Source organism: Ruegeria sp. CF5, from assembly GCF_056537325.1.
The window spans coordinates 1-16,274 of record NZ_JBQFRI010000003.1 but is presented as its reverse complement, the minus strand read 5'-3'; the positions used below and the strand labels follow the sequence as shown (position 1 = coordinate 16,274).

Sequence of the window (16,274 nt, the reverse complement as noted above, 5' to 3'; positions counted from 1 at the left end):
GAGTACGTTCTTACCCACGGGTAAGAAAACAAGGGCCTTGGGGCAGTGGGGCGATTCGGCCTGCCCGCGCGTAGGGGATCGACCAGTTCATTGTGCCGCGCCCCAGATTTAGGGGGACGCAAGATACTCACCCGCCCCATATAGGGGGACAAAAGACGCATTTAGGGGGTCGTACTGGATGTCCCCCATCACCAATATTCACCATTTTTCTTTTGATTTGAATTTGCTTGGATCAACCTAAAATCAGACTCCGCTTGACAGAATCGTTGGTTTGGACGCTAATTGTGGAAACTCGATGAAAAGCGTTGGCAAACCACGCAACATTGGCAGTCCAAGGCTGAATAAGGCAGGCGAAGCGGTGAGAACAGGGATACAGGTTGCAAAACCGGTCGGGCGAAATGCGTCGGCGCTCAAGTACGATATTCTATCTGCTCTGGCCGTACACGCGTTGTCAGGGGATAAGCACCGACAGCGCCTTATCCTTCGCATCATGGCTCTTATCACGACGCGATATAACTGGCGCAGCAATGAGTTGTCGATTGGGCGAAAACAAATCGCGCGTCTCTGGTCCGTGAACGAGCGGACAGTGAAACGCGAATTGGCAAAACTCAAAGCCATGGGGTGGATCGATGTAAAGCGCCCTGCAGCCCGCGGGCGGGTTGCTGTTTATGAGCTGGACCTCAAGCAGCTCATGATCGATACCACCGAGGTATGGCCCTTGATCGGAACCGACTTCCAGACGCGGATGACTGACGAGCCAGAGACCGAAACCAATGTCATTCAGTTCAAGGTCAAGCCGTCGCAGCCGGATGGAGCCGACAAGGATGTCTGGGTAGAGGTGCAATCAATTCTTCACAGACGCGATCCGGAATTGTGGAGCAGCTGGTTCCAGCACCTGACCGAATCCGAAAGGGCAGGGGGGGTGGTCACGCTGATTGCACCCTCGCGTTTCATGGCGGACTACATTGCCCAGAAGTGGTCCGGTCACTTATTGGCTGCCTATTGCCGCGTGGACCCCGAAGTCAGAACCGTTCACGTTGGTGTTGCCAGCGAGGTGTAACAACCCCGGTGGGAGTTACGCACTTGATCGCATTCTCGTTGGTTTGGCAATCATCGTAATTTCAAAGATGTTCCGCTAACGTCAATTCACGCCTGAACTCTGCCATGTCATTTGTTGTGCAGTTCCCGGTGTTGGGTGTCGCAGAATCTCAGCTCGACACCGCAATTTTGCTAAAAGGATCGAATGAAACTCACGCAGTCTGGTTGCGAACTGAAGTGAGTGAATCATGCATTTTTCTGGATTCCGGGTCATCAAAGAGGCTCTGACCGGGCACAAGGGCTGGAAGCCCGCCTGGCGCGACCCCGAGCCGCAAGGTGAATACGACTTTGTCATCGTCGGGGGCGGGGGGCATGGTCTGGCCACCGCATACTATCTGGCCAAGGAATTCGGCGAGGCCCGGATTGCCGTTCTGGAAAAGGGCTGGATCGGGGGTGGCAATGTCGGGCGGAACACGACCATCATCCGGTCGAATTATCTGCTGGACGGCAACGAACCGTTCTACGAGTTTTCGCTGAAACTGTGGGAAGGGCTGGAGCAGGATTTCAACTTCAATGCCATGGTCAGCCAGCGGGGCATTCTGAACCTCGTGCATACGGATGCGCAGCGCGACGCGGCGCGGCGACGGGGCAATGCGATGATCCTGAACGGGTCGGATGCGGAACTGCTGGATGCCGCCGGGGTGCGGGCAATGTACCCGTTTCTCAACTTCAAAAACGCGCGCTTTCCGATCAAGGGCGGGTTGCTGCATAGGCGCGGTGGAACGGTGCGCCACGATGCTGTGGCCTGGGGTTACGCGCGTGGCGCGGATCGGCGCGGTGTGGACATCATCCAGAATTGCGAGGTTACCGGGTTTCGCATCGAGGGTGGCAAGGTTCAGGGTGTCGAGACGACGCGGGGCTACATCGGCGCAAAGAAGGTCGGTGTCGCGGTCGCCGGGTCGTCCAGTCGGGTGATGGAAAAGGCGGGCATGCGTCTGCCGATCGAAAGCCACGTGTTGCAGGCGTTTGTGTCCGAAGGCCTCAAGCCGGTGATCCCCGGTGTCATCACATTTGGGGCGGGTCATTTCTATTGCAGTCAGTCCGACAAGGGCGGGCTGGTCTTTGGCGGTGATATCGACATGTACAACACCTATGCCCAGCGGGGGAACCTGCCGGTGATCGAGGATGTGGTCGAAAGCGGTATGGCACTAATCCCTGCGCTTGGCCGGGTGCGGTTGCTGCGGGCTTGGGGGGGCATCATGGATATGTCGATGGATGGCTCACCCTTCATCGATAGGACCCACATCGATGGCCTCTATTTCAATGGAGGCTGGTGTTATGGCGGTTTCAAGGCCACGCCTGCCTCGGGCTGGTGTTTCGCCCATCTTCTATCCACCGACCGTCCGCATGAAACCGCGACAGCCTATCGGTTGGATCGGTTCCGCAGCGGTCACATCATCGACGAAAAAGGGCAGGGCGCACAGCCCAACCTGCACTGAAGGAGGCCAGCATGATCATTAACCACCCCCTTCTTGGTCCGCGTGATGCGCAGGAATTCGTTTATCTGGGTGACGCGACCCTGATCGACCGCCCCGACTGGCAGGTCGAGAATGCTGCTGAGGCTTTTCACGATTATCTTTACCTGCGCGACAATCCCGCGGGCGAACATCAGGAGCTTTGGTATCACGAGCAGGGCGACCGGTCCTGGCTGGTGGTGACGCGCAATACCCTGACCCATGAAATCACCGAGGTCGAATTGGCCCGCGATGTGGCCCGGGCACGGGGGCGCGGCAGATGAGCGGACAGATTAATCGACTAAACGGTGGTCTGGTGGATCGGGGGCAGAGCCTGAAGTTCACCTTTGATGGCAAGCAGTATCAGGGACATCCCGGTGACACGCTTGCCTCGGCTCTTCTGGCCAATGGCGTGCGGCTGATGGGGCGCTCGTTCAAGTATCACCGCCCCCGCGGGCCCTTGACCTCGGGGTCTGAGGAGCCAAACGCACTTGTGGAACTTCGGACAGGTGGGCGGCAGGAGCCCAACACCCGTGCTACCGTGGCCGAACTTTACGACGGGCTTGAGGCGCGGTCGCAGAATCGGTGGCCGTCCTTGCGGCATGACGTTTTGTCCGTGAACGATCTGTTCAGTAACTTTCTGACTGCCGGGTTCTATTACAAGACGTTCATGTGGCCCAAGGCGTTCTGGGAAAAGCTATACGAGCCGATGATCCGCCGTGCGGCTGGACTGGGCAGCGTTTCCGGTCAGGACGATCCGGATGTTTATGACAAGGGATTCCTGCATTGCGATCTGTTGGTGATCGGAGCAGGGCCCGCCGGGTTGTCAGCAGCCCTGACCGCAGGGCGAAGCGGTGCGCGTGTTATCCTGGCGGACGAGGACTTTGTACTTGGCGGTCGCCTCAATGCCGAAATGATCGAAGTAGGTGGATCGGCCGGGTCTGACTGGGCAGCTCAGTCGGTGGCCGAGCTTGCGACGATGGACAATGTGCGCCTGTTACCGCGCACAACAGTTGTCGGTGCGTTCGATCACGGTATCTACGGTGCTGTCGAACGGGTGGCGGATCATGTGGCGGCACCGGTGGAACATCAGCCACGGCAAATCTTCTGGCGGATATATTCCAAACGGGCATTGCTTTGTGCGGGGGCCACGGAACGTCCTATCGCGTTTGCCAATAACGACCGGCCGGGCGTGATGCTGGCCGGTTCCGTGCGTGCCTACGTGAACCGCTGGGCCGTAACCCCACATGGGCGTGTGGCGATTTTTACCAACAACGACGACGGGCATCGTACGGCAACCGATCTGATGGCCCGTGGGGTTCAGGTCAGTGCCGTGATCGACACGCGGGCCGATGCACCGGCTATTGACGGAACTGAACTGTATGCCGGGGCTCAGGTGATTGGCAGCAAGGGGCGCCTTGGCTTGGAATCTGTGACCATCCGCACCAGTCAGGGGTTTACCCGTGATATCATTTGCGGTGGACTGGCGGTGTCGGGTGGTTGGAACCCGAACGTGCACCTGACCTGCCATCAGCGCGGGCGTCCACAGTGGGATGAAAACCTCGCCGCATTTGTTCCGGGTGAAACCTTGCCGGTTGGCATGTTGGTTGCAGGTGCTGCCGCTGGTGCGATGTCGACACATGCCGCGCTGGAAACCGGAGCCAGCGGCGCGCGCACCGTGTTGTCCGATCTGGGAATTCAGGCCGTCGCGGCCGAGGTGCCGCAAGCGGAGGATGCTCCGGTAAACCTGCAACCCTTCTGGTATGTGAAGGAAGGCAAAGGCCGGGCCTGGATCGATCAGCAGAACGACGTCACCGTCAAGGATGTGAAGCTGGCGCATCAGGAGAACTATGTTTCGGTTGAACATCTGAAACGCTACACCACGCTGGGCATGGCAACGGATCAGGGCAAGACCTCGAATATGGGTGGTCTGGCTGTGATGGCCGAAATGACGGGTAAGTCGATACCCGAAACCGGCACCACCATTTTCCGTCCGCCTTATACGCCGGTCGCGATGGGGGCGCTTGCAGGCCGTTCGGTTGGCAAGCACTTTCACCCGGTGCGCGAAACACCCAGCCACAAATGGGCAACCGAACTGGGGGCGGTGTTTACCGAGGTCGGCGACTGGCTGCGCGCGCAGTGGTTTCCGCAAAAGGGTGAAACCCATTGGCGGCAATCGGTGGATCGCGAGGTTCTGCAGACCCGAAACTCGGTCGGTGTATGCGATGTGACTACATTGGGCAAAATCGACGTGCAGGGTGCTGATGCAGCAGAGTTCCTGAACCGGATTTATGCCAACGGGTTCGCCAAACTGGCTGCGGGCAAAGTTCGCTATGGTCTGATGCTGCGCGAGGATGGCATCGCTTATGACGATGGCACGGCTGCGCGGTTTTCCGAGGACCATTTCGTGGTGACAACGACCACCGCCAATGCGGTTCTGGTCTATCGCCGAATGGAGTTCGCACGCCAATGCCTCTGGCCGGATCTGGATGTACAGCTGATCTCGACAACCGAAGCATGGGCGCAGTTTGCCGTCGCAGGGCCGAATTCACGCAAGCTGCTGCAAAAGATCGTCGATCCGGAATTCGATATCTCGAACGAAGCATTCCCGTTCATGGCCTGCAGTGAAATCACCGTGTGCGGCGGGTGCCGGGCGCGACTGTTCCGAATTTCATTCAGCGGTGAGCTGGCTTACGAGATTGCGGTTCCCACACGTTACGGGGATGCGATGATCCGGGCGTTGATGGATGCGGGGAGTGAATTTGGCGTTGTGCCATATGGGACCGAAGCGCTTGGCGTCATGCGCATTGAAAAGGGGCATGCGGCGGGCAATGAACTGAACGGCACAACAACAGCGCTGAATCTTGGACTTGGGCGGATGGTCAGCAAGAAGAAGGATTGCATCGGCAATACCCTGAGCGAACGTGAAGGCCTGAATACGGATGACGCATTGCGACTGGTGGGGCTGAGGCCAATGGATACCAGCCAGCCCGTTACTGCGGGTGGTCATCTGATGAAACGGGATGGCCCTGTCGATGCAGATCATGACCAAGGCTATGTGACGTCGGCGGCCTATTCACCGATTCTGCAATCTTCGATTGGTCTGGGGTACCTGAAAAGCGGCGCGGGGCGCATGGGCGAGGTGCTGCGGCTGGTCAACCCTCTGGAGGGGACCAGCGTCAACGTCGAAGTTGTCAGTGCCCATTTTGTAGATCCGGAAGGGGAGCGTTTGCGTGCATAGTCTGAAAGCCATCACCCCGCTGGGAAGCACAGAGCCCAAGGTTTCAACCTTCCCCGACCTTGTCATTGCTGAAGTTGTGGACAGGGCTTTGGCGTCACTGTCCAAGCGACTTGGCCATGAGGCCGAATTTACAACCCGGGCGGGCGACCTGTTCGGATTCGAATTGCCCCAACCGGGTCGCGCAGAAATCGGAAGCACTTTTTCAGCGTTCTGGATCGGTCCGGACAGCTGGATGGTTGATGCAGCATACGCAACGCATGACTGCCTGGCATCCAATATCAAGCAAACCTTCGGCGAGACCGCTTCGGTTGTTGAGCAAACCGACGGATGGTGCCGGTTCGATGTTACGGGGAACTTGGTTTTCGATCTGTTCGAACGGTTGTGCAATGTCGACATCCGGGAAATGCAGCCGGGAAGCGCAACCCGTTGCTCAATCCACCATATCGGCTGCTACCTCTGGTGCAGGGATGCGGGGGGTGAATTTTCTGTATTGGGGCCAAGATCATCGGCGGGGTCGCTGCATCATGCGCTGGTTGAAATCGCACAAATGCTCAGCAGGTCTTGAAGCATCGATCTAATGAACGGGTGAATTGCGCGTCACCCGGAACCGGTTTCGTTCCTGACGGTCCTGTCGGGGCGAAGATCCGAATTGCTCAAGATAATTCCGGGACATGGATGTCGGGTTTGTGTACCCGACTGCATGAGCAATGGAAGTCAGTGAATCCTGCGTATAGATCACCAGTTGACGCGCGGCACGCAGGCGCAGCAGGCGGTAATACTCTCCGGGGCTCTGGCCGATCGCCTGTTTGAAGCTCCGCTCCAGATGTCGGGCGGATACACCAATACGCTGTGCCACTTCGCGGGTTGTCAGTGGAAACTCCAGATTTTCAGAAAACAGGGTGACGGCATGCGATACCATGTTGGGCAGGTGATCGGCCGTGTCGTCGGTTTGAAAGGCCGGAGTTTTTTGCCTGATGCCGGGGCTGCGGATCGCCGGGTGCTGAAACCAGCAGGCGACTTCGGTCATGATGGCCTCGCCCAGAGCGTCTTCGATCATGTGCAGGGACAGATCAAACGCACCGGCGGCACCCGCAGCGGTGCAGCAGCGCCGGTTCATGACAATTACGTCGTCTGTGATTTCGATCTGCGGAAATTCGGTCTCGAATGCCGTTCGGTAACACCAATGTACCGAACAGGTCTGCCCGTCCAGAATGCCTGATCGCGCCAGCGGGAAAACACCTCCGCTGACCGCGCAAAGCCTGGTTCCGTGCCGGGACATATACCGAAGCTTGCCGATTGAGTAGTCAGGATCGCAGAACCGACCATCCGGTTCGGACAACACAAACAGAAGGTCGACATCGCCGATGCCACTTAAGGCCCCTTCAGCCTGAATGGGAATTCTGGCGCTGGAACAGACCGGCCCTCCGGTCTCGGAGAATATGTTCCAGTGGAACACGTCCTTCCTTGCGATTTCGTTGGCAGCGCGCAGCGGTTCGATAACGGATGAAAGGCAGGCCATCGGAAAGCTGGGAAGCAACAGGATGCCGATGGAAATCCGGTCCCTTCCACCAAAGCCAAAGTCTGTCAGGGGTGCCGAAACCCGATGCATGTCAGCCTCTGCTTGCAGTGTCGCGCCGTTTCCGGGCCGGTTGGTGTTCAGGTATCGAACAACTTATCACAAATATCCCTGAGGGGAAATAAAATTTCATGGCAGGGCATCTACACAAGACGGGCAACAGTGTGCGATGTTGGGGAAACGACTTTGACGATCAAGAGGAAAACGATGGCGCGGACCGACAAAACCGATGAGAAAATTACGCTGTCGCAAGACCCGCACAAAGTCAGAGACAGTGGCGAAAAGAATCTGGAAACCGCCATCGGGCGCGAAATTCGGGCCTTGCGATTGCAGCAAGGTGTCACCATTGCCGAGCTTTCCGGACTGACCGGCTTGTCCATCAGCATGCTGTCAAAAATCGAAAACGGTTATACATCACCGTCACTGACAACCCTGCAACTGCTTGCGAATGCGTTAAGTACTCAGATCACGTCCTTTTTCCGCCGTTTCGAAGAGACGCGGAATGCTGTTCATACCAAAGCCGGTCAGGGAGTGGAAACCCAGCGGGCAGGAACACGGGCCGGGCATCAGTACAACTTGCTGGGTCATCTTGGCCAAAACGCAAGCGGCGTTGTGGTTGAACCTTATCTGATCACATTGACGGAAACCTCGGATACCTTCCCGACCTTTCAGCATGACGGGATCGAGATGTTGTACATGCTGGAAGGCGAGGTCGATTACCGCCATGGCGACAAGATCTATCCGCTGAAGCCCGGCGATACCCTGTTCTTTGACGCGGATTCTCCACATGGGCCCGAGGTTCTGCTGAAGCTGCCGGCGCGCTACCTGTCAATCATTTCCTATCCGCAGGCGAACTGAGTCCAATTCCGGAATGATTCGCCCGGGATGGTCGGCCGATTTATGTGCGTTTCCACTCAGACGCGGTGGATAGTTGAATGAGATGGTCTTCAAAGCGCCAAGAATATTCCTGATGTGAAAAAATATTTCCTATTGTTGATCTGATGTGGACCCGGTGCTAGCCTTGGGTTCAGGATCAAAACAGGAGACCTTCACTGATGTGTGGAATTGTCGGTCTATTTCTGAAGGACAAGACACTGGAGCCGCAGCTTGGCGCGATGCTGACGGACATGCTGATCACGATGACGGATCGCGGACCGGACAGCGCGGGTATTGCGATTTATGGTCACGAAGCCGACGGGAAGGCGAAGTTGACTGTTCAATCCGATACGCCGGATGCGGACTTTGCCACTCTGGCAGATGAGTTGAGTGCGGCAATCGACACGCCGGTCTCGCTGCGCCGCAACGATACCCATGCGGTAGTGGAAGTCGAGGCCGCAAAGGTCGGCATCGCCCGGCAAGCAATTCGCGAACTGCGCAGCGATCTGCGTGTGATGTCGGATGGCGACGTCATCGAAATCTACAAGGAGGTCGGCCTGCCAAAGGACGTGGCAGAACGGTTCGATCTGTCGGTGATGCAGGGCAGTCACGGTATCGGCCACACCCGGATGGCCACGGAATCGGCGGTAACGACCGAAGGTGCGCACCCGTTTTCAACTGGCGGAGATCAATGCCTGGTGCACAACGGTTCGCTCAGCAATCACAATGCATTGCGGCGTAAGCTCAAGCGCGAGGGCGTGCGGATCGAGTCGATGAATGACACCGAAGTCGGTGCGGCTTACCTGACATGGAAAATGCGCGAAGGTGCGAGTTTGGGCGAGGCGCTGGAAAGCAGCCTTGATGATCTTGACGGGTTCTTCACCTTTGTCGTCGGCACAAAAGACGGGTTTGGTGTGGTGCGTGACCCCATCGCCTGCAAACCGGCGGTCATGGCCGAAACCGATCAGTACGTCGCCTTTGGCAGCGAGTATCGGGCGTTGGTGAATCTGCCGGGGATCGAAGATGCCAAAGTCTGGGAACCCGAGCCCGCAACCGTCTATTTCTGGAGCCACTGACATGCAGACATATGATGTTGCCGAAAACGGCCTGCGCGGACTTAATTCGACATTGCAGGCGCAGAACCGGGAAACCAATCAGACCAGCTGGGAAGTTGTTAATCCCAAGGGCAGCCATGCCATCGCGGTGGGGTTGGATGCGCCGATCGAGGTCACGGTCAAGGGCTCGACCGGCTACTACTGCGCCGGGATGAACCAGCAGGCGACGGTTAGGGTACAGGGCTCGGTTGGGCCGGGCGTGGCCGAGAACATGATGTCGGGCACTGTTGTGGTTGACGGTGACGCCAGCCAATACGCCGGTGCCACTGGCCATGGCGGGCTGCTGGTGATCAAGGGCAATGCCAGTTCGCGCTGCGGTATTTCGATGAAGGGAATCGACATCGTGGTTCATGGCAATATCGGCCACATGTCCGCCTTTATGGCGCAGGCGGGCAATCTGGTGGTCTGCGGCGATGCAGGCGACGCGCTGGGGGATTCACTGTACGAAGCGCGCCTGTTCGTGCGTGGTTCTGTCAAGAGTCTGGGGGCGGATTGCATCGAGAAAGAGATGCGGCCCGAGCATCTTGAGATTTTGAAAGACCTGCTGGAACGCGCCGGTGCGGATGCCAAACCGGAAGAGTTCAAGCGCTACGGCTCGGCCCGCCAGCTGTACAATTTCGACGTCGACAACGCAGCTGCCTACTGAGGAGAAAGGGTATGAAAGATATGGAAACCACCATCCCCCGCACCCTGCCGATCCAGTCGGCGACATTCACCAACGAAATCAATGCCGAAATTCGCCGCGCGGCGGCAACCGGCATTTACGACATTCGCGGCGGCGGGGCCAAGCGCCGGGTGCCGCATTTTGACGACCTGCTGTTTCTGGGGGCGTCCGTTTCCCGGTATCCGCTGGAGGGCTATCGCGAGCGGTGCGACACCTCGGTGACATTGGGCACGCGTTTTGCCAAGAACCCCATTCAGCTGGATATCCCGATCACCATTGCCGGAATGAGTTTTGGAGCGCTGTCGGGTCCTGCAAAAGAGGCGCTTGGCCGGGGCGCAAGCGCGGCAGGTACTTCGACAACCACCGGCGATGGTGGTATGACGCCCGAGGAACGCGGGCACTCCAGCAAGCTGGTTTATCAGTATTTGCCCAGCCGCTATGGCATGAACCCCAACGACCTGCGCAAGGCGGATGCCATCGAGGTGGTTGTGGGGCAGGGGGCAAAGCCCGGCGGCGGCGGCATGTTGCTGGGGCAGAAGATCAGCGACCGCGTGGCGGAAATGCGGACGTTGCCCAAGGGCATCGACCAGCGATCCGCCTGTCGTCACCCCGACTGGACCGGGCCGGACGATCTGGAGATCAAGATACTGGAACTGCGTGAAATCACCGACTGGCAAGTGCCGATTTACGTCAAGGTCGGCGCGACCCGTCCTTATTACGACACCGCGCTGGCGGTGAAGGCCGGGGCCGATGTGGTGGTCATGGACGGGATGCAGGGTGGAACCGCCGCAACGCAAGACGTGTTCATTGAACATGTCGGCCTGCCGACGCTGTCATGTATCCGTCCCGCCGTTCAGGCGCTGCAGGATCTGGGTGTGCATCGCGAGGTGCAACTGGTGATCTCGGGCGGTATCCGCACCGGGGCGGATGTGGCCAAGGCGATGGCGCTTGGTGCGGATGCGGTGGCCATCGGTACTGCAGCGCTGGTGGCATTAGGTGACAACGACCCGAAATGGGAGGCCGAGTATCAAAAGCTGGGTTCGACCACCGGTGCTTATGATGACTGGCACGAGGGGCAGGACCCCGCAGGGATCACCACGCAAGACCCCGAACTGGCTGCGCGGCTTGACCCGGTCGAGGCTGGGCGCCGGTTGCGCAACTACCTCAAGGTGATGACGCTTGAGGCGCAGACCATCGCGCGGGCCTGTGGTCACAACCATCTCCACAATCTGGAACCAGAGGATCTGTGCGCCCTGACAATGGAGGCCGCCGCCATGGCGCGGGTGCCGCTGGCGGGCACAGACTGGTACCCGGGCAAGGCCGGGTTCTGATTTGCACAACATCAAGAGGCGCGGCCCGAAAGGGCGGCGCCTTTCTTCTATGAATTGACATCAACAGGGAAAGGAAAGCCGACCATGACAACAGATCTGGCTGCTTTCGCCAAGGAAAAAGGCGTCAAATACTTCATGATCTCGTTCACCGATCTGTTCGGTGGGCAGCGGGCCAAACTGGTTCCCGCGCAGGCGATCGCAGATATGCAGGAAGACGGCGCTGGCTTTGCCGGGTTCGCAACTTACCTCGACATGACGCCAGCGCATCCCGACATGTTGGCTGTGCCTGACCCATCCTCGGTCATCCAGCTTCCATGGAAGCCCGAGGTCGCTTGGGTCGCGGGGAACTGCGTGATGGAAGGCGAGGACGTGGCGCAAGCCCCGCGCAATGTGCTGCGCCGCCTGATCGACGAGGCGGCTTCGGAAGGTCTGCATGTTAAAACCGGGATCGAGGCCGAGTTTTTCCTGCTCACCCCGGATGGTGAACAGATCAGCGATCCGTTCGATACGGCCGAAAAGCCTTGCTATGACCAGCAGGCCGTGATGCGCCGCTATGACGTGGTGCGTGAAATCTGCGATTACATGCTGGAACTGGGCTGGGGGCCGTACCAGAACGATCACGAGGACGCCAATGGCCAGTTCGAGATGAACTGGGAGTTTGACGACGTTCTGCGTACGGCAGACAAACACTCGTTCTTCAAGTTCATGACCAAGTCGGTCGCTGAGAAGCACGGCTTCCGCGCCACTTTCATGCCCAAACCGGTCGAGGGGCTGACGGGGAATGGCTGCCATGCCCATATCTCGGTCTGGGATGCGCCGGGAGCGGACGCGAAGACAAACGTATTTGCCGGTGAAGGTGACGGACCGACCGGCGAAGTAGGTCTGGGCGAGAAGGGGAAGCATTTCCTCGGCGGCATCATGAAACACGCCAGTGCGCTGGCGGCGATCACCAATCCGACCGTGAATTCCTATAAGCGGATCAATGCCCCGCGCACCATGTCAGGCGCGACTTGGGCACCCAATACGGTTACCTGGACTGGAAACAACCGCACTCATATGGTGCGTGTTCCCGGACCGGGTCGGTTCGAGCTGCGGCTGGCCGATGGTGCGACCAACCCCTATCTGTTGCAGGCGGTGATCATTGCGGCGGGCCTGTCCGGAATCCGCTCGCAGGCCGATCCGGGTCGGCGTTATGACATCGACATGTATGCCGAGGGCCACACCGTGACCGACGCGCCGAAACTGCCACTGAATATGCTGGATGCTCTGCGTGACTACGACAAGGACGAAGAGTTGAAAGCGGCGATGGGTAACGAGTTCTCGGCCGCATACCTGAAGATGAAACATCAGGAATGGAACTCGTTTGTCAGCCATTTCTCGCGTTGGGAAAAGGAACACACGCTGGATATCTGACCCGGTTGCCCGGCGCGAATTCAGCAAAATTTGTGCCGCAACCAGACCTTGAATGTCGCCGGAGTGTTCGTTGCGCTCCGGCGAGCGTGTTTCAATCAACAGGTAATAGTGAGGTGGAGCGTGATCGATACACGATTGACCCGGATGTTCGGTTTGACCTGCCCGGTCGTATTGGCCCCCATGCCGGGGCTGGCGGATGGCCGCCTTGCCGCAGCTGTGGCACGGGCTGGTGGATTGGGTCTGATCGGAGGTGGAGATTGCGACGCGGATTGGATTGATGCGCAATTTCGCGCAACCGGGAGTGAAGCGGTTGGTTGCGGGTTCACGACGTGGCGTCTGGCTCAGGCACCTGAGGTGTTGGATCAGGTCCTGGACCGTCATCCGCGCGCAATCTTCCTGTCGCACGGTGATCCGCGCCCCTTTGCGCATCGGATAGCGCAGGCGAATGTCCGACTGATTTGTCAGGTGCAGGATTTGCAGGGTGCGGCATTGGCCGTTGACGCAGGGGCCGATGTGCTCGTTGCGCAGGGCTGTGCGGCTGCCGGACACTCGGGTTTCAGAACAACTCTTGCGCTGTTGCCGGAGGTCGCAGATTTCCTGCACCGAGAAGCGCACGATACCCTGTTGCTGGCCGCCGGTGGGGTTACCGATTCCAGAGGGATGGCCGCGTGTATCGTCATGGGGGCTGATGGCGTGGTTATGGGCACGCGGCTTTGGGCCAGCCTTGAAGGGAGGGTGCAGGAAGAGCAGGCCAGAACCGTCTTGCACGCGTCTGGCAACGACACGATCCAGATAGTCGAACCCGATGCCGACTGGCCCGAACCAATGACCCGGCGCGTTATGAGGGCCGCTTGCGAAGGGATTCCTGCGGGTGAAGGTATCGGTCTGATCCGCGACATGCCGCCGGTAGAGGATATCCTCAACGTGATGACCCAAAAGGCCGGGCGGCTGATGGTTCATGCACAGCGCAAGGTGATTCCGTAGCGCACCTGATTTGCCTGACCCTGAGTGCTGTCAGATCAGGTTTTCGAAGTTGTGACGGGCATGTGCTGCTTGATTCGAAGAGGCCCACCGGAAATTCCGGGGGCCTCGGTGATGTTTGCGCCAGAAAATACGAAAACAGCATTAAATCCGTTATGAATCGGTGAAATTTTGCGTAACCAACAATAAAATGTGATGTATTCGTAAAAATATATGGACACGGTGTGTTTTTCGCAGTTCACTACTGCACAGGCATCACGGTTTAACACCGGCAGTACAGCTGCGATGTCGATCTCGAAACCCTATGTCAGGAACTTGAACGATGAAGCCAGTCCATTCGTTGCTTGAGTCTTTCTACGAAGAAACCACCCCGAAACGTGGTCTGCCCTCGGCAGCCTATAAGGATACGGAATTCTGGCGCGCCGAATGCGCGTCGGTATTTACGCGCAACTGGGTTTGCGTCGGGTTCGCGCACGAGCTGAAAGCCGCAGGTGACGCCGTACCGGTTACCGTGGCCGAGCATCCCTTGCTGCTGGTCCGCAACACAGCGGGCGAGATCAAGGCGTTTCACAACATTTGCCGTCATCGCTGCCTGACGCTGGTGGATGCGCCCAAAAACGTAGGCAAGCTGATCCGCTGCCCGTATCACGCTTGGGCCTATGATCTGGACGGCCAGTTGCGGGCCGCACCCCATTTCGGTGGAGCGAATGACCACCAGGCCGATGGATTCGACAAGAAAAAGAACAGTCTTGTCCCGGTGCGCAGCCATGTCTGGAATGACTGGATATTCGTCAACCTCGACGGCACCGCGCCGGATTTCGACGAATACTCTGCCACCATTCAGGGCCATCTGGAGGGGATGGACTGGGACAAGCTGAACTGCATCGGAACGCTCGATTTCGGGGAAATCGCCTGCAACTGGAAGTTCATCATGGAGAACTTCATCGAGCCGTATCACGTGCAGTTCGTGCACTCCTCGACCACCGATCAGCCGCTCGAGGATCACTATACGATCATTGATGGAAACTGCATGGGCAGTGCCGTCGATCTGGAAGAAGAGATCGGGACTTCCGGCAGCTTGGGCGTCAGCTCACGCTATCTGACGCTTTATCCGAATTTCATTCTGGGGCGCTATTTTCCCGATCAGCTGGGGGTCTATCTCAACATCCCCACCGGTCCCGGCACCATGATGCAGAAACGGGCGCTTTATACCACCGAAGGCCAATCCCTGACACAGGATGAGGTCGAAGGCCTGAAAAAGCTGTGGTGGGACGTGCACAAGGAAGATCACGAAATGACGGAACGCCTGCAGCTGGGTCGGGCGTCAATTATCTCGGAGGAGGGCGGTGTTCTGTCCCCGGCGTGGGAGGACAGCGTGCGCGCGTTTCAGGAAATGGTGGCGCGCGATGTGACCGCCACGGAACAACACTGAATTGAGGAGAAAACCGTGACCGACAATCTAAGCAGCGGTTTCCGCCTTGCCCACACGATGATGCGGGTAACGGATATGGAGAAATCACTGGAATTCTACTGCGGGATTCTGGGGATGCAGGTTCTGCGCCGCACCGATTATCACGACGGCAAGTTCACCAATACCTTCATCGGCTATGGCCCAGAGGCGGAATCTCCGACGTTGGAACTGACCGAAAACTGGGATCAGGAAGAACCTTACGACAAGGGTAACGGCTGGGGCCATATCTGCATCGAAACCCCGGATGTCTACAAAGCCTGCGAGGAGCTGGCGGCTGCTGGCGTGAACATCACCCGCCCGCCGGGACCGATGAAAAACGGCACCCGTGTCATTGCATTCTGCGAGGACCCGGATGGCTACAAGATTGAGCTGAACGAAAGCATCCTGAAACATCTTGCCAAGGAAGGGTCCTGACCCATGGGCGATACACCAAGACTTATGAAATGGGATCTTGTCGAAGACCGGTACAACAAGATCGGCGAAGGCGACGGCGACACCTACATCAAACCGATGGTGACCAGCGCGTTCAGTGACACGATGTGCGGTGGCATCAACGTTCTCAAGAACATCAAGATTCCGTGGGACCTGACCTGTGACGAAATCATCTACGTTCTGGAAGGGACATTCCGGCTGGTCTGCGATGGAGAATCCTACATCTGCAATCGCGGAGACGTACTGTTTGTCCCAAAAGACAACCACATTTCTTACGAAGCGGATGATCGTTGCGTGATCTTCTACGCCGCCTATCCCCATAACTGGAAACAGCTGGCTGGCATTACAGAAGTGCCGGGCATCGACCCCAACGATTTTGTGGCGGGCTGAACGCCCGACACTGCCTGAAGGCGGGCGCCTTGATTGCTCTCCCAATTTTCGGGGCACCTGCCTTCCCCCACGGCGAAAACAACGCCTATTCCAAGCCGCCGTTTCTGGAACTTGAAACAAGGCGGCGCGCTGACAGGAGGAAGCCCAGTGCCTAAGGACAATGCAAACAGCAAGATCTATTACGAGAGCTTTCAGGACGCGGTTGAACGCAACCGCCCCAAAATTCCCGCCG

15 protein-coding genes are annotated in these 16,274 nt (G+C 58.1%); 14 read left to right on the top strand and 1 reads right to left on the bottom strand.

Annotated elements, in window-relative coordinates:
- Positions 1-358: 358 nt before the first annotated feature.
- The 5 genes from ACR0NW_RS09580 to ACR0NW_RS09560 all read left to right on the top strand — a co-directional run bounded on the left by ACR0NW_RS09580 (position 359) and on the right by ACR0NW_RS09560 (position 6,358).
- Positions 359-1,060: a DnaA N-terminal domain-containing protein gene (locus ACR0NW_RS09580; RefSeq protein ID WP_480791531.1), complete on the top strand. Its 702-nt coding sequence runs from the start codon at positions 359-361 to the stop codon at positions 1,058-1,060.
- 226 nt (positions 1,061-1,286) lie between these two features.
- Positions 1,287-2,537, top strand: coding sequence for a sarcosine oxidase subunit beta family protein (locus ACR0NW_RS09575; RefSeq protein WP_480791530.1), 1,251 nt, complete (start codon positions 1,287-1,289; stop codon positions 2,535-2,537).
- 11 nt (positions 2,538-2,548) lie between these two features.
- Entirely contained in the window at positions 2,549-2,836 is a 288-nt protein-coding gene (locus tag ACR0NW_RS09570; RefSeq protein WP_170657547.1) for a sarcosine oxidase subunit delta, read from the top strand.
- Positions 2,833-5,793 (top strand): sarcosine oxidase subunit alpha family protein, encoded by a 2,961-nt coding sequence (locus tag ACR0NW_RS09565; RefSeq protein WP_480791529.1) that lies wholly within the window; start codon positions 2,833-2,835, stop codon positions 5,791-5,793. The genes ACR0NW_RS09570 and ACR0NW_RS09565 overlap by 4 nt, the downstream gene beginning before the upstream one ends.
- Positions 5,786-6,358: a sarcosine oxidase subunit gamma gene (locus ACR0NW_RS09560; RefSeq protein WP_480791528.1), complete on the top strand. Its 573-nt coding sequence runs from the start codon at positions 5,786-5,788 to the stop codon at positions 6,356-6,358. Before ACR0NW_RS09565 ends, ACR0NW_RS09560 begins: the two co-directional genes overlap by 8 nt.
- 9 nt (positions 6,359-6,367) lie before the next feature.
- On the opposite strand, the gene ACR0NW_RS09555 is transcribed toward ACR0NW_RS09560, so the two are convergent.
- Positions 6,368-7,402 carry a GlxA family transcriptional regulator gene (locus ACR0NW_RS09555; RefSeq protein WP_480791527.1) on the bottom strand — a complete coding sequence of 345 codons (1,035 nt, stop codon included), beginning with the start codon at positions 7,400-7,402 and terminating at the stop codon, positions 6,368-6,370.
- Positions 7,403-7,576: 174 nt separating this feature from the next.
- Here ACR0NW_RS09555 and ACR0NW_RS09550 point away from each other — a divergent pair, with 174 nt between their 5' ends.
- The 9 genes from ACR0NW_RS09550 (at position 7,577) to ACR0NW_RS09510 (ending at position 16,042) form a co-directional block, all read left to right on the top strand.
- On the top strand, positions 7,577-8,227 hold the full coding sequence (locus tag ACR0NW_RS09550; RefSeq protein ID WP_480791526.1) for a helix-turn-helix domain-containing protein: 651 nt from the start codon (positions 7,577-7,579) through the stop codon (positions 8,225-8,227).
- 197 nt (positions 8,228-8,424) lie between these two features.
- Positions 8,425-9,321, top strand: coding sequence for a class II glutamine amidotransferase (locus ACR0NW_RS09545; RefSeq protein WP_480791525.1), 897 nt, complete (start codon positions 8,425-8,427; stop codon positions 9,319-9,321).
- 1 nt (position 9,322) lies between these two features.
- Positions 9,323-10,006, top strand: coding sequence for a GltB/FmdC/FwdC-like GXGXG domain-containing protein (locus ACR0NW_RS09540; RefSeq protein WP_170657535.1), 684 nt, complete (start codon positions 9,323-9,325; stop codon positions 10,004-10,006).
- Between the two features lie 20 nt (positions 10,007-10,026).
- Positions 10,027-11,355, top strand: coding sequence for an FMN-binding glutamate synthase family protein (locus tag ACR0NW_RS09535; protein WP_170657559.1), 1,329 nt, complete (start codon positions 10,027-10,029; stop codon positions 11,353-11,355).
- Positions 11,356-11,439: 84 nt separating this feature from the next.
- The gene (gene glnT / locus ACR0NW_RS09530; protein WP_480791524.1) at positions 11,440-12,768 is read left to right on the top strand and encodes a type III glutamate--ammonia ligase; all 1,329 of its coding nucleotides are present in this window, start codon (positions 11,440-11,442) and stop codon (positions 12,766-12,768) included.
- A gap of 120 nt (positions 12,769-12,888) precedes the next feature.
- Positions 12,889-13,752, top strand: a complete 864-nt coding sequence (locus ACR0NW_RS09525) for an NAD(P)H-dependent flavin oxidoreductase (RefSeq protein WP_480791523.1) — start codon at positions 12,889-12,891, stop codon at positions 13,750-13,752.
- A 319-nt stretch (positions 13,753-14,071) separates the two neighbouring features.
- Positions 14,072-15,181: an aromatic ring-hydroxylating oxygenase subunit alpha gene (locus tag ACR0NW_RS09520; RefSeq protein WP_480791522.1), complete on the top strand. Its 1,110-nt coding sequence runs from the start codon at positions 14,072-14,074 to the stop codon at positions 15,179-15,181.
- A gap of 15 nt (positions 15,182-15,196) precedes the next feature.
- Positions 15,197-15,634, top strand: a complete 438-nt coding sequence (gloA, locus tag ACR0NW_RS09515) for a lactoylglutathione lyase (RefSeq protein ID WP_480791521.1) — start codon at positions 15,197-15,199, stop codon at positions 15,632-15,634.
- 3 nt (positions 15,635-15,637) lie between these two features.
- Positions 15,638-16,042: a cupin domain-containing protein gene (locus ACR0NW_RS09510; protein WP_170657526.1), complete on the top strand. Its 405-nt coding sequence runs from the start codon at positions 15,638-15,640 to the stop codon at positions 16,040-16,042.
- The last annotated feature ends 232 nt before the right edge of the window (positions 16,043-16,274 follow it).

Bases quoted from the DNA above. Each gene is read 5' to 3' on its own strand.
- ACR0NW_RS09510 (WP_170657526.1), top strand. From the start codon at position 15,638: ATGGGCGATACACCAAGACTTATGAAATGGGATCTTGTCGAAGACCGG.
- ACR0NW_RS09565 (WP_480791529.1), top strand. From the start codon at position 2,833: ATGAGCGGACAGATTAATCGACTAAACGGTGGTCTGGTGGATCGGGGG.
- ACR0NW_RS09545 (WP_480791525.1), top strand. From the start codon at position 8,425: ATGTGTGGAATTGTCGGTCTATTTCTGAAGGACAAGACACTGGAGCCG.
- ACR0NW_RS09570 (WP_170657547.1), top strand. From the start codon at position 2,549: ATGATCATTAACCACCCCCTTCTTGGTCCGCGTGATGCGCAGGAATTC.
- ACR0NW_RS09555 (WP_480791527.1), bottom strand. From the start codon at position 7,402: ATGCATCGGGTTTCGGCACCCCTGACAGACTTTGGCTTTGGTGGAAGG.
- ACR0NW_RS09535 (WP_170657559.1), top strand. From the start codon at position 10,027: ATGGAAACCACCATCCCCCGCACCCTGCCGATCCAGTCGGCGACATTC.
- ACR0NW_RS09520 (WP_480791522.1), top strand. From the start codon at position 14,072: ATGAAGCCAGTCCATTCGTTGCTTGAGTCTTTCTACGAAGAAACCACC.
- glnT (WP_480791524.1), top strand. From the start codon at position 11,440: ATGACAACAGATCTGGCTGCTTTCGCCAAGGAAAAAGGCGTCAAATAC.
- ACR0NW_RS09550 (WP_480791526.1), top strand. From the start codon at position 7,577: ATGGCGCGGACCGACAAAACCGATGAGAAAATTACGCTGTCGCAAGAC.
- ACR0NW_RS09540 (WP_170657535.1), top strand. From the start codon at position 9,323: ATGCAGACATATGATGTTGCCGAAAACGGCCTGCGCGGACTTAATTCG.
- ACR0NW_RS09575 (WP_480791530.1), top strand. From the start codon at position 1,287: ATGCATTTTTCTGGATTCCGGGTCATCAAAGAGGCTCTGACCGGGCAC.